Origin of the sequence: Streptomyces sp. NBC_01233 (assembly GCF_035989305.1) — a bacterium.
GTDB lineage: Bacteria > Actinomycetota > Actinomycetes > Streptomycetales > Streptomycetaceae > Streptomyces.
Genome location: NZ_CP108514.1, coordinates 9,769,406 through 9,782,990, shown reverse-complemented (window position 1 = coordinate 9,782,990; position 13,585 = coordinate 9,769,406). Strand labels below are relative to the sequence as shown.

10 protein-coding genes are annotated in these 13,585 nt (G+C 71.0%); all 10 read left to right on the top strand.

Annotated elements, in window-relative coordinates:
• Positions 1-72 precede the first annotated feature (72 nt).
• From OG332_RS44905 to tsrT, 10 genes are read left to right on the top strand one after another with little or no spacing between them, the layout of a single operon-like run.
• Complete coding sequence (locus tag OG332_RS44905; protein WP_327418855.1) at positions 73-1,359, top strand: lysine N(6)-hydroxylase/L-ornithine N(5)-oxygenase family protein; 1,287 nt, start codon at positions 73-75, stop codon at positions 1,357-1,359.
• Positions 1,356-2,912, top strand: coding sequence for a class I tRNA ligase family protein (locus tag OG332_RS44900; RefSeq protein ID WP_327418854.1), 1,557 nt, complete (start codon positions 1,356-1,358; stop codon positions 2,910-2,912). The genes OG332_RS44905 and OG332_RS44900 overlap by 4 nt, the downstream gene beginning before the upstream one ends.
• A complete protein-coding gene (locus tag OG332_RS44895) occupies positions 2,909-3,979 on the top strand; it encodes an NAD(P)/FAD-dependent oxidoreductase (protein WP_327418853.1) in 1,071 nt (356 codons plus the stop codon). The genes OG332_RS44900 and OG332_RS44895 overlap by 4 nt, the downstream gene beginning before the upstream one ends.
• Positions 3,976-5,328: an MFS transporter gene (locus tag OG332_RS44890; protein ID WP_327418852.1), complete on the top strand. Its 1,353-nt coding sequence runs from the start codon at positions 3,976-3,978 to the stop codon at positions 5,326-5,328. Before OG332_RS44895 ends, OG332_RS44890 begins: the two co-directional genes overlap by 4 nt.
• A complete protein-coding gene (locus OG332_RS44885; RefSeq protein WP_327418851.1) occupies positions 5,325-6,596 on the top strand; it encodes an ATP-grasp domain-containing protein in 1,272 nt (423 codons plus the stop codon). The genes OG332_RS44890 and OG332_RS44885 overlap by 4 nt, the downstream gene beginning before the upstream one ends.
• Positions 6,593-7,876 carry a lysine N(6)-hydroxylase/L-ornithine N(5)-oxygenase family protein gene (locus tag OG332_RS44880; protein WP_327418850.1) on the top strand — a complete coding sequence of 428 codons (1,284 nt, stop codon included), beginning with the start codon at positions 6,593-6,595 and terminating at the stop codon, positions 7,874-7,876. The genes OG332_RS44885 and OG332_RS44880 overlap by 4 nt, the downstream gene beginning before the upstream one ends.
• Complete coding sequence (locus OG332_RS44875; RefSeq protein WP_327418849.1) at positions 7,876-9,174, top strand: ATP-grasp domain-containing protein; 1,299 nt, start codon at positions 7,876-7,878, stop codon at positions 9,172-9,174. Before OG332_RS44880 ends, OG332_RS44875 begins: the two co-directional genes overlap by 1 nt.
• 32 nt (positions 9,175-9,206) lie before the next feature.
• Positions 9,207-10,421, top strand: a complete 1,215-nt coding sequence (locus OG332_RS44870) for an acyl-CoA dehydrogenase family protein (protein WP_327418848.1) — start codon at positions 9,207-9,209, stop codon at positions 10,419-10,421.
• A gap of 22 nt (positions 10,422-10,443) precedes the next feature.
• On the top strand, positions 10,444-11,655 hold the full coding sequence (locus tag OG332_RS44865; RefSeq protein ID WP_327418847.1) for an acyl-CoA dehydrogenase family protein: 1,212 nt from the start codon (positions 10,444-10,446) through the stop codon (positions 11,653-11,655).
• Positions 11,656-11,695: 40 nt separating this feature from the next.
• The gene (gene tsrT, locus OG332_RS44860; protein WP_327418846.1) at positions 11,696-13,417 is read left to right on the top strand and encodes a tryptophan 2-C-methyltransferase; all 1,722 of its coding nucleotides are present in this window, start codon (positions 11,696-11,698) and stop codon (positions 13,415-13,417) included.
• Positions 13,418-13,585: the final 168 nt, after the last annotated feature.

Sequence of the window (13,585 nt, the reverse complement as noted above, 5' to 3'; positions counted from 1 at the left end):
ATCGGGAGCGGCGGAAATCTAGCCTCGCTACTGCCTGTCCGTGAGTCGGATCACTGTGATCGAGGGGGAAGTGTGGCTGATCGGGAGGTCGGTGTTCTGGCGATCGGTGCGGGGCCGGCGAATCTGGCGCTCGCGGTGGCCATCGAGGAGTCGGGTTCGACCGAACTGGCCGACGGGACCCTGCTGCTGGAGCAGAGCCCGGACATCAAATGGCAGCGCGATCTGCTGATGCCGTGGGCGCGCAGCCAGGTGTCCTTCCTCAAGGACCTGGTGACGCTGCGGAATCCCAGCAGCAGGTTCTCGTTCCTCAATTTCCTCCATTCCCAGGGCCGGCTCGACGAGTTCGTGAACCTGGGGACCTTCCACCCCTTCCGGTGGGAGTTCTCCGACTACCTGCAGTGGGTCGCCGCCTCCCTGGAGCAGGTCCAGATCCGCTACGGCGCCCGCGCCGCGCAGATCGACCCGGTGTGCGAGGCGGACGGGTCGGTGTCCGGGTGGAGCGTGCGGCTCACCGACGGGGACACCATCCGCTGCCGCGACCTGGTGGTCGGCGGCGGACGCGATCCGCGGGTGCCGGACGTCTTCGCCGCGCTCCCCGGGGACCGGCTCGTCCACAGTGCCCAGTACCGGACGCGGATCGCACGGATTCCGAAGGACGAACCCGTTCGCGCCGTGGTCGTGGGCGGAGCGCAGAGCGCCGCGGAGATGTTCTTCGCATTGCGCGAGAACCTGCCGTCCAGTCAGGTGACGATGGTGGTCCGCTCGATCGGTCTGCAGAACTACCAGACCAGCAAATTCGTCAACGAATTGTTCTTCCCGTCCTTCGTCGACGAGTTCTACGACAGTCCGCCGGAGGTGCGTTCGCAGCTCCTGGACGAAATGCGGTTCACCAACTACGCGGGAGTGGCGCCGCCGTTCCTCGACGAGCTCTACACGATGCTCTACCGGGAGAAAATGCTCGGCCCGCAGCGGTCGGCCGTCCGGGCCATGACCGAGGTCGTGGGTGCCCGCCTCGACGGTGACGAAGTGGTGCTCGATCTGCGGGACCGGATCAGCGGCAAGATCGAGCCGCTGCGGTGCGACCTGGTGCTGCTCGGCACCGGCTACGACCCGCGCAAGCCCGCGCTCGTACGGGACCTCGCGGCGCGGGTCGGACTCGACGAGGTCACCGTGAGCCGCAACTACCGCGTCGACCTCGGCGAATCCGCCTGGGGCGCCGTCTACCTCCAAGGCGTCAACGAGGAGACCCACGGCATCGCCGACTCCCTCATCAGCGTCCTCGCCCACCGCTCCCACGACATCCTCACCGACCTCCTCGCCCGCCGCGAAACCGTCACCGAACCCAGGAGCGCCCGATGAAGCGGACCCTGGTGGTGATCGCCCCCGGACCGACCGCCAACGGCGATTTGCACCTGGGCCACCTGGCCGGCCCCTTCCTGGCCGCGGACGTGTGCGCGCGGTACGCGCGCGCCGCGGGCCGGGACGTGCTCTTCGGCACGGGCGTGCACTTCACGCAGAACTACATCGTGACGACCGCACGGAGGCTGGGCGTGCAGCCGGAGGACCTGCGCGTGCGGTCGGCCGGGCAGGTCGAGGAGACCCTGGCGGCCGCGGGGATCCGGCCGGACGGTTTCGTCCGGTTCGGCGACCGGTACGTGAAGACAGTGCGGCACTTCTTCGAGCGCCTGCACAGCGCGGGCAAGCTCCGGCTGCAGGGGGTGCGGTTCCCGTACTCGCCGCGCACGGGCGAGTACCTCACGGATGCGTACGTACGGGGCGGTTGCCCGGTGTGCCTCGCCGACGGCTGCGCCGGGCTGTGCGAGAACTGCGGGCACTGGATCGCCTCCGGCGACCTGATCGGACCGCGCTCCACCCTGGATCCCGACGATCCGGTGGAACTGCGCGAGCAGCAGGTGCTGGTGCTGCCGCTGGAGGACCACCGCGAGGCCCTCGTGGGGTACTTCGCGCAGCAGAGCGCGACGATGCGGCCGCGTCTGGCGCAGATGATCGAGGAGATCCTTTCCCGGCCGCTCCCGGACTATCCCGTCACCCTGCCGATCGCCTGGGGCATCCCGGCGCCCTTCCCGGAGGTCGTCGGCCAGGTGATCTACGCGGACGCCGAGACCATCGCGTGGAGCATGCACTGCACCGCGCTGGCGGCCGAGCACCGCGGTGCGGTGCTCGCCGCCGACGACGAGCTGTGGTTCTCCGACGCGGGCTCCGAGGTGGTGTACTTCTTCGGTTCCGACGCCGGCTTCGCCTTCGCGGTGGCCGGGGCCGCGATGCTGCTGGCACTGGGCGGCTACGTCCTGCCCGGGCACTTCGTCACCAACGAGTTCTACGAGCTGGACCACGACAAGTTCTCCACCAGCCGCGGTCACGTCGTGACGGGGCGGGAGCTGGCCGCCGAGGTGCCGAGGGACCTCATCCGGTTCTATCTCGCCGCGACCAGCCCCGATTTCCAGCGCACGAACTTCACCCGCGAGGCCCTGGATCAGGTGACCGGGGCACGGCTCGTGCGGCCGTGGAACCGGGTGGCGGACAAGGTGGCCACGTGGACGGACCGGGGACCGCTGCCGGTGTCCGAGCGGTCCAGGGTCGCGGCCGGGCTCATGCTGGAACGTTTCTCCGCCGCCTACGACGTCCGCCGGTTCAGCCTGACCGCGGTGGCCTTCACCCTGTCCGAGCAGCTGGCGCGGCTGGACCGGTGGGAGGCGGGACCCGACGACGCGGGCGACTTCTGCCACGAGGTGGAGGTGTTCCTGCGCTGCGCGGGGCCGGTCCTGATCGATCTGGCCGGGGAGGCCTTCCCGGACCCGGCGATCCCCGCCGCACGGCGGGCCGCGGACGCCGATCCCGTCACTCGGGTCACGCCCGTACGGTTGCCACGGCTGGCGGAGACGGCGCCGTGAGGGCGGCGGCGGCAGCCTCCCGGCAGGTACTCGTCGTGGGAGCGGGCGTCACCGGGCTGCTGACCGCGGTGGAATGCGCGCTCGCGGGCCACCGCGTGACCCTGCTGGACCGGGGCCCGATCCCCAATCCGGAGTCGAGCTCGGCGGACCAGCACCGGGTCATCCGCACCTTCAGCCCGGACGACGCGGACGCCACCCGGCGGATGGCCGCCGCCCGGAGCCGGTGGCTGGAACTCCAGACCCTGCTGGGCACCGGCTTCTACCGGCGCGTGGGCGTGGTGACCGCCTGGCCGCGGGAGCAGCTCTCCGCGGTGGCCACCGCGGCTGCCGCGGCGGGCGTGTCCGTGGAGACGGTGGAGCCGGAGCGCCTGCCGTACCTGGAGTTCCCGGCCGGCTCGGCGGGTGTACGCGAGGCCGACGCCGGAGTCCTGCTCGCGGACCGGGTCCTGCGGGCCGCGGTCCGGTGGCTGACCGGACATCCCGCGGTGGCCCTGCGGCCGTACAGCACGGTCACGCACGTGGACGTCGACTCGGCCCACGTCCTGCTGGCCGGCGGGGAGAAGCTCGGCGCCGACCTGGTGCTGATCGCCGCCGGCCCGTGGACCCGCGATCTGGTCGACCATCCGGTCGTACTGCACCGCCAGACCATGGTGTACCTGCGGCCGCCCGCGGACGCGGCACGGTGGTGGGCGGGCGCGCCCGCGGCGGGCGGCCTCGGCGCGGACGGGCGGGCCTGGGTGATGCCACCCGGCGAGGGCACGCTCCTGAAGATCAGCTCCGACGCCGTGTCCCGGGACGCGGGCACCACCGCGGACTGCGCGGACGAGGACCAGTCGCCCTGGGTGGCCCGGCTGGCCCGGGCGGCGCCGCTGGCCGGCCTGGACCGCTACACCGTGGCGGCGGTGAAACCGTGCCACTACGTGAGCGCCGCGGACACCGGCGGTGCGCTGCTCGCCCGGGTGGGGCCCGCCGTCTGGTCGCGGGCGGCCTGCGGCGGCTCCGGTTTCAGTCAGGCCCCGCTCGTCGCGGGGCGGATCGTCGATGCCTTGACGAAGGGAGCGGCATGAAGAAGGAGGACACTCCGATCGGTGTGTTCGAGGCGCTGAAGGCGACCCCGGCACCGGTCCGGTATCTCCTCGGGGGCGTGCTGATCAACCAGCTCGGCGCGTTCGTCCAGACGTTCCTCGTGCTGTACCTGACCTTCCGCGGCATGTCGGTGGCCGCCGCGGGTCTGACGCTGGTCGCCTACAGCGCGGGGTCCGTCTTCGGCACGATGCTGGGCGGTGAGTTCACCCAGCGGTTCGGGCCCCGGGCCACGATCGTGACGGCCATGGCCGGTTCGGCCCCGCTGGTGGCGGCGATCTCGTGGCTGAGCGGGCCGGGGATGCTGTGGCCGCTGCTCGTCGTCGTCGGGCTGGCGGGCCTGTTCACGCAGGCGTACCGGCCGGCCGCGGCCGTGATGCTGAGCGATCTGATGCCGGACCGGTACCAGGTCATGGCGTTCTCGATGATGCGGATCGCGCTGAACATCGGCGCGGCCCTGGCGCCGCTGATCGCCGCCGGGCTGATCCTGGTCAACTGGGACCTGCTGTTCTGGATCGACGGCGGGACCGCGCTGGTCTACGCGCTGCTGGCCTTCGCTCTGCTCCCGAAGCAGACCGCGCAGGACGGGGCCGACGAGGAAGGCGCGTCCGAGGGCGGAACCGCACCGGCCGGCGCGGCCTCCGCCGGGGCCGACGGCAAGGGCGCCGGCGCCGAAGAGGCCCGGCGCACCGGCTCGGGGTACGCGGCGATGCTGCGCGACCGCAAGTACCTCTACTATCTGGCCGCCGTTCTGCTCGGCTCGCTCACCTACGCCCAGGGCCACATCGCACTGCCGCTGGAGCTGGTCGCCGACGACTACCCGACCAGCTTCTACAGCACGGTGCTCACGGTGTCGTCCGTGGTGCTGATCACGTGCGAGCTCAAGATCACCGCTTACCTCAGCAGACTGCCCAAGCACGTCAGGGTCATCACCGGCCACCTGGTGGAGGCGCTCGGGCTCGCGGTCTACGGACTGTCCTCGCGGTCCGGGGCGTTCACGATCGCGGGCGCGGTGCTGGTGGTGTCCGGAATCATGATCGCCGCGCCGAGCATGTTCGCACACCCGGCGACGTTCCCGTCGTCGGTGAAGGCCCGCTACATCGGCACGATGCAGGCGGTCGGCGGCGCGGCCGGCGCCGTCGCCCCGCTGTTCGGCGTCTACGCATGGACCGCGCTCGGCAGCGGCTTCTGGCTGCTGTGCGGCATCGTGACCGCCGTCGCCGGGCTGCTCGCCCTGGCGGGCGTACGCCAACCGCCCGAACCGGCCCCCGCCGAGGACCCGGAGGCGAACGCGGACGAGGGCAGGCCCGAAGTCGTCGGAGGTGCCTCGTGAAGGCGCGGCCCGCCACGGACGGGCCGGTCCTGGTCGTCGGCTTCGTCGGCGTGACGATGGCCGCCATCGGGGAGTTCCAGGGGGACGGCTCGGTCGTCTACGTCGAGGAGCCCGACGTCGTCCGCAAGCGGGGGGTACGCGACCAGATCGACGGGGTGGCCTTCGTCCGCGGCCTGATCGAGTGGGAGTACCACCTCGCGGGAAAGGCCGACGAGTTCTTCAACGCCCACCCCGGACTGGCCCCCGCGGCGGTCGTGCCCGCCATCGAGTACGCGACGCCGTTCGCCGCCCGGCTCGCGGAGCGCTACGGCCTGCCCGGCGCCGGTCTCGGCGCCGCGCAGATCCTGCGCGACAAGGCGTTGCTGCGGCGGGTCAGCGCCGCCGCCGGCATCGCCAACCCGGCCAGTGTCCCCGTACGGGACCCGGCCGATGTCCTGGCCTTCCTGCGCGGCCGGCCGGGCCCGGTCGTGCTCAAGCCGGCGAACCGTCAGGCATCGGTCGGCACCCGGGTGATCCACGACCCGGCCGAGGTCGAGGGAGCCTGGGCGGACTGTCTCGTCCAGGACGAGGGCGTCTTCGTGCCGGACCGGCCCATGGAGCTCTCCATGCTGGCCGAACAGTACGTCGAGGGGCCCGAGTACAGCGTCGAGATGCTCGTACGGGACGGCGGCGCGCTCTTCGTCAACGTCACGGGCAAACAGCTGTTCCCCGGAGCCCACCCGGTGGAGATGGCCCACACCGTGCCGGCCGACATCCCGCAGCAGCTCGCGGACCTGCTCGGTGGGCAGACGGCCCGGCTGGTCGAAGCCGTCGGCTTCCGCGACGGGATCGTCCACTGCGAATGGATCGTCCCGGACGGCGTCCCGTACCTCGTGGAATGCGCGGGCCGGCTGCCCGGCGGCGGCATCCTCGACACCATCCAGCTGGCCTATCCGGTGGAACTCCTGCGCAGCTACTACGCGGTGCTCAAGGGCGAGGAGCCGCCGGACGAACTGCCCCGGCGGGCGAAGGGCGGCGCCGCCGTCCGGTTCCTCTCGGCCGGGCCGGGCCGGGTGGCCGCCGTGCACGGCGTCGAGGCGGCCCGGCAGGCCGACGGCGTGTTCCTGGCCGCGGTCACCGTCGGGCCGGGCCACCGGTTCACGGGGCTGCACCACTCCTGGGACCGCGCGGGCATCGTCATGGCCGCCGCGGACAGCTCGGCCGAGGCGCTCCGGCGGGCCGAGACGGCCGCCGGCATGGTCCGAATCGACATCGAGGGGGAAGAGTGACTGACCGGGAAGTCGGTGTTCTGGCGATCGGTGCGGGGCCGGCGAATCTGGCGCTCGCGGTGGCCATCGAGGAGTCGGGCTCGGCCGAACTGGCCGACGGGACCCTGCTGCTGGAGCAGAGTCCCGACATCAAATGGCAGCGCGATCTGCTGATGCCGTGGGCGCGCAGCCAGGTGTCCTTCCTCAAGGACCTGGTGACGCTGCGGAATCCCAGCAGCAGGTTCACCTTCCTCAGATTCCTCCATTCCCAGGGCAGACTCGACGAGTTCGTGAACCTGGGGACCTTCCACCCCTTCCGGTGGGAGTTCTCGGACTACCTCCAGTGGGTCGCCGCCTCCCTGGAACGCGTACAGATCCGCTACGACGCCCGCGCCGCCCAAGTCGACCCGGTGTGCGAGGCGGACGGATCGGTATCGGGCTGGCAGGTGCGGCTCACCGACGGGGACACCATCCGCTGCCGCGACCTGGTGGTCGGCGGCGGACGCGATCCGCGGGTGCCGGACGTCTTCGCCGCGCTCCCCGGGGACCGGCTCATCCACAGTGCCCAGTACCGGACGCGGATCGCACGGATTCCGAAGGACGAACCCGTTCGCGCCGTGGTCGTGGGCGGAGCGCAGAGCGCCGCGGAGATGTTCTTCGCTCTGCACGAGAACCTGCCGTCCAGCCGGATCACCATGGTGGTCCGCTCGATCGGTCTGCAGAACTACCAGACCAGCAAATTCGTCAACGAGCTGTTCTTCCCGTCCTTCGTCGACGAGTTCTACGACAGTCCGCCGGAGGTGCGCGCGCAGCTCCTGGACGAAATGCGGTTCACCAACTACGCGGGGCTGGCGCCGCCGTTCCTCGACGAGCTCTACACGATGCTCTACCGCCAGAGGGCGGTGGGCCCGCAGCGCTCCGAGGTCCGGGCGATGACGGAGGTCGTGGGGGCGCGGACCGAGGGAGGGGAGGTCGTACTCGATCTGCGGGACCGGCTGAGCGGCAAGATCGAGCCGCTCAGGTGCGACCTGGTGGTGCTGGGCACCGGTTTCGACGCGCGCAAGCCGGCGCTCGTACGGGACCTCGCGGCGCGGGTCGGGCTCGACGAGGTCACCGTGAGCCGCAGCTACCGCGTCGACCTCGGCGAATCCGCCTGGGGCGCCGTCTACCTCCAAGGCGTCAACGAGGAGACCCACGGCATCGCCGACTCCCTCATCAGCGTCCTCGCCCACCGCTCCCACGACATCCTCACCGACCTCCTCGCCCGCCGCGAAACCGTCACCGAACCCAGGAGCGCCTGATGGGGACCGGCGAGGGCACCCTGCTGGTCGTCGGCAGCGGGCTGAAGGTGTACCGGGAGTACCTCATCGCGCCGATCCGCCGCCGCGCCCGCGCGGCGGGCCTGGACATGGTGCTGCTCAACAACCTCAGACCCACCTGGCAGCGCGACTACTTCGACGAGGTCATCGTCGCCAACGTCTTCGATTCCGAGGCGATGGGCGCGGCCGCCCGCGAGGTGGCCGCACGGCGCCGCATCACCGGCCTGATGTGCTGGGACGAGCCGCTGGTCCTGGACGCGGGCCTGCTCGCCGCCGAGTTCGGGGTGCCGGGACTGTCCGCGCCCGGCGTACGCGGGTGCCGGGACAAGGAGCGCACCAGGGCCGAGCTCACCGCGGCGGGCCTGTACCAGCCGGGATTCGAGCTGACCACCACCGTCGAACAGGCCCGGGCGGCGGCCGCGCGGATCGGCTATCCGGTGGTGGTCAAGCCGCGGGCCATGGGCGCGAGCATCGGTGTCGTGTTCGCGGCCGACGCGGCCGGGGTGGAGGCTGCGTTCCGGATCGCCCTGTCCGCGAGCGAGGTCGATCCGGGGCCCTACCGTGCGAGCGCCCTCGTCGAGGGGTACGCCCCCGGCCCGGAGATCAGCGTCGACGGGGCCGTGCACAAGGGCGAGTACCTCCCGATGTTCGTGGCCCGCAAGCACAGCAGCGACCAGCCGTACTTCGAGGAGGTCGGCCACCTGGTCGACGCGGCCGACCCGCTGCTGGCGGACCCCGAGCTGATGGGCACGCTGGCCCGGGCCCACCGGGCGCTCGGCATCGAGGACGGCATCACCCACAGCGAGCTGCGGCTGACCCCGCACGGGCCGCTCGTCATCGAGGTCAACGGCCGCCTCGGCGGGGACCTGATCCCCTTCCTCGGGAGGACGGCCACCGGCATCGAGCCCGGTGAGGTGCTGTTCGACGTGGCCACCGGCCGGCGGCCCGACACCCGGCCCACGCGGCGGGCGGTGGCCGGCATCCGGTTCGGCTGTCCGGAGCGGGACTGCGTGCTGCGCTCGGTCACGGTGCCGGCCGAGGCGCCCGGCCTGGTCACGGCCGCGCCGATGGCCGAGCCGGGGACCACCCTGCGGCTGCCCCCGGGCGGCTACCTGGCACGCCACTCCTTCGTGGTGTGCGAGGCCGATGACGCACAGACCTGCCTGGAGCGGCTGGACGCGGCGCAGGCGCTGGTCGTACTGGACGCGGAGCCGATCGGCCCGCCGAAGCCGGACGCGCCGTTCGAGATGCCGGCCGGGCTGCTCGACGTGGACGAATGACCGTCACCACACCATCACTTGAGGGGGAACCCATGAGCACGACCTGGAGCCCTGGGGCCGAGGCGCCCACCACCGCGGCGGAGATCCTCGCTCGTGCGAAGGAACTGGCACCGCTGCTGCGGGAGCGGTCGCAGGAGATCGAGCAGGCGAAGCAGCTCCCCACGGACGTCGTGGACATGCTGCGCGACACCGGGGTCTTCCGGATGTGCTTCGGCCCCGAGTGGGGCGGGCCCGAACTGACGTCGATGCAGCAGGCCGAGGTCGTCGAGACCCTCGCCTACGGGGACGCCTCGGCCGGCTGGTGCGCGGCGATCGGCGCGATGACCGGAGCGATCAGCAACTTCCTGGACCCCGCGGTCGTCAAGGAGGTCTTCCCGAACCTGGACATGATCACCGCCGGCCTGATCGCGCCGGCCGGCCATGCCGAACGCGTTCCCGGGGGTTTCCGGCTGACCGGCCGGTGGTCGTTCGGCAGCGGGATCACCCATGCCGACTGGGTGACGTCGGGTGCGTTCATCTACCAGGACGGCCAGCCGTGGGCGAGCCCGGACGGCAGCAACGCGCACGCGTCGCGCCAGTTCCTGGTGCCGGCCGACCAGGTGGAGGTCGTCGGGAACTGGGACACCACGGGCCTGTGCGGCAGCGGGAGCAGCGACTACACGATCACCGACGTGTTCGTGCCCGAGGAGCACACCTACACCTTCTACAAGGTACGGGGCCGGACCGACACCCCGATCGCCCAGCCGGACTCCTTCATGCGCGGCCTGTGCGCCGTACCGCTCGGGGTGGCCCGGGCCGCCCTGGACCACGCCCGGGAGACCGCGCTGACCCGGGTGGACAAGATGACGGGGGCCACGTGGGCGGACACCTTCCGCGTACAGGTCACCCTCGCCGAGTGCGAGGCGGAGTTCAACGCCACCCGCAGCGGGGTCTACAGCAGTTCGCAGCGGCACTGGGACGTGCTGGCCGGGGGCGGCACGCTCGACGACCTCACCGCGACCGAGCGGGCGGCGTCCTCACTGGCCTGGGTGCACGCCTTCCGGACCTCGCGGGCGATCGTGAACCGGCTCTACGACCTGCTGCAGTCCTGGTCGATCAACCGGTCCTCGCCGATGGACCGCTGGATGCGCGACACCGCGACCATGTGCCAGCACGTCGCCGCGTCGGACCTGATCCTCGAGTCGGGCGGCGCCTACCTGCTGGGCCGGCCGCCGAAGTTCCGGATGAGCCTCGGCATCGTCAAGTAGAGCCGAATCGAAGGGCGTTCACATGACCCAGACCTGGACCCCGGGGGCCGAGGTGCCCGCCGACGCGGCGCAGCTCCTCGCTCGTGCGAAGGAACTGGCACCGCTGCTGAGGGAGCGGTCGGCGGAGATCGAAGAGGCGCGGCGGCTGCCGGCGGACGTGGTGGACATGCTGCGCGGCGCCGGGGTGTTCCGGATGGCCTTCGGCCGTGAGCTGGGCGGCCTGGAACTGACGACGATGGAGCAGACCGAGGTCGTCGAGACCCTGGCCCACGGGGACGCGTCCGCGGCCTGGTGTGCGGTGATGGGCGCGAGCAGCGGGATCTTCAGCGCCTTCCTCGACGAGAGGGTGGCCAAGGAGGTCTTCCCCACCCCGGACACGATCATGGCCGGGCTGCTGCAGCCCACGGGCCACGCCGAGCGGGTGCCGGGTGGTTTCCGGCTGTCCGGCCGGTGGTCGTTCGGCAGCGGGATCACCCATTGCGACTGGGTGACCTCCGGCGCGTTCGTCTACGAGGACGGCAAGCCGTACGCGAGCCCTGACGGCAGCAATCCGCACGAGTCGCGGCAGTTCCTGGTGCCCCGCGCGCAGGTGGAGGTCATCGACAACTGGCACACCATGGGCATGCGCGGGACCGGCAGTTGCGACTACACGATGGCCGACGTGTTCGTGCCGCAGGAGCGTACGTACAGCTTCGGTGTGGTGCGCGGCCGGCCGGGGCCGCTCGCGCAGCCGGACGTGTTCACGCGCAGCATGTGCGGTGTGGCCCTGGGGGTGGCCCGGGCCGCCCTGGACCATGCCCGGGAGATCGCCAGGCCCCGGGTCGACCGGATGACCGGTGTGGCGTGGAAGGACCATTTCCGGGCGCAGGTCACGCTCGCCGAGTGCGAGGCGGACTTCCTGGCCACCCGCAACGGGGTGTACGGGAGCCAGCGCCGCCAGTGGGAGGTGCTGGCCGCCGGGGGCACGCTGGACGACCTCACTCCGGAGGAGCGCGCCGCGTCCCCGATCGCCTGGGTGCACGCCTTCCGCACCTCGCGGTCGATCGTGAGCAGGCTCTGCGACCTGCTCCAGACCTGGTCGATCCACCAGTCGTCGCCGATGGACCGCTGGATGCGCGACACCACGACCATGTGCCAGCACGCCACCGCCCAGGACCGCATTCTCCAGTCGGCCGGCGCCTATCTGCTGGGCGGGAAGCCCGAGTTCGGGATCTGCCTCGGCATCGTCAAGTAACGCAATTCGCCTGCGTGCAGGCCAGGGGGGAGAACATCCGATGGGCCGAGGCCTGGTGCTGCTGGTCAATCCGAACAAGGTGCACCCACCGATCGCACCGTATGCGCTGGACGTGCTCACCACGTCGCTGGAGGCCGCCGACTTCGAGGTGGAGGTGGTCGACCTCACCTTCCACCGGGAGGACTGGAAGACCTGCCTCTCCGAGTACTTCGGTGCGCGCAGCCCCGTCCTCGTCGGTGTCACCATCCGCAACACCGACACCGTGTACGCCTTCGAGCAGCGCCCCTTCGTCGGCGAGCACAAGGAGATCATCACCGAGATCAAGCGGCTGACGGACGCTCCGATCGTCGGCGGCGGCATCGGCTTCTCCTCCATGCCCTTCGCCCTGGTCGACTACTTCGGCATCGATTTCGGCGTCAAGGGGCCGGGTGAGCAGATCATCTGCGATCTCGCCGACGCGCTGGTCACCGGGCGCGGAACGGACACGGTCAGCGGTCTCATCCGCAACACCCCGGAAGGAGTGACCCGGGTGCCGCCGCCGGCGCTCACCCTGTCGAACCGCCGCACGCCGCAGCCGCGGCCCGCCGGCCAGTTCGAGGACCGGACCTGGCAGGTGGACCGTGCCGGAACGTACGTCCGCCGGTCCGGCGCTCCGCACAAGGTGGACAACCTGCTGTACTACCAGCGCGGCGGTCTGGCCGGCATCCTCACCAAGAACGGCTGCACCTACCGCTGTTCGCACTGCGTGGAGCCGGACGCGAAGGGCATCCGGACCGGACGTCGCGACATCGCCGCCGTGGTGGACGAGATGCAGTCCCTCGCCGCTCAGGGGATCCTCGACCAGCACACCACCGACAGCGAGTTCAACCTCTCCATCTCCCACGCCAAGAACCTGCTGCGCGAGATCGTCCGGCGCAAGCACGCGGGCCCCGCCAATCCCCTCAACGAGCTGCGGCTGTGGGTCTACTGCCAGCCCTCGCCCTTCGACGAGGAGTTCGCCGGGCTGCTGGCCGCGGCGGGCTGCCGCGGGGTGAACGTCGGCTCGGACCACGTGCGCAAGGACATGCTGAGCGGCTGGAAGATCACGGAGAAGGGCACCGCCTACTACACCTTCGCCGACACCGAGCGCCTCGTCCGGCTCTGCCATGCCAACGGCATGCTGACCATGGTCGAGGCGCTGTTCGGAATGCCCGGCGAGACCCCGCAGACCATGCGCGAATGCGTAGGGGCGTTCATGGCGCTGGACGCCACCGTGACCGGGTTCTCGCTGGGTCTGCGGCTCTTCCCCCACACGCCGCTGGGCATGGCGATGGCCGGGGAGTGCGACGGGGTCCGGACGGTGCCGGGACTGCAGTCCAACACCGCCACCGGGCCGATCATCCTGAAACCGTCGTCCAAGTGCTCCGGGCCGGTGGAGTACGAGCGGCAGTTCATGTTCGACGAGTCGGGCAACTTCCGTCTGGTCTGCTACTTTTCACCGGACCTCATGGAGGACGCCGGGACGGTGAACGATCCCTCCGGGCGCTGGAGCCGGTCCGTGGATCTGCTGTGGGAACTCGTCGATCCCGCCGACCACCACCGGGTGATGCTGCCGACGCTGGCCGGGTCGAGCGAGCACGACAACAACTACGCGGACAATCCGTTCCTGACGAGTCTGAACGGCCTCGGATACACCGGAGCATTCTGGGCGCACTGGCGGGATCGGGAAGCGATCCTGCGCCGCGCACAGGATGTCGGAGTGGTCGGCTCCGTCGGCGCGTGACATTGCTCGATTTCCCTCGCCGATGCACATGCGAAGCGCCCGAATTCGATGCGAATAGTGATGCCTTGGGGCACATAACTATCACGCTCCCGGAATCCCTCCTCACCGTTGCGGTGGACTGACGTCTGGACCATTCTGGATACTGGCCGGTCAGCGTGGACCGCCTTG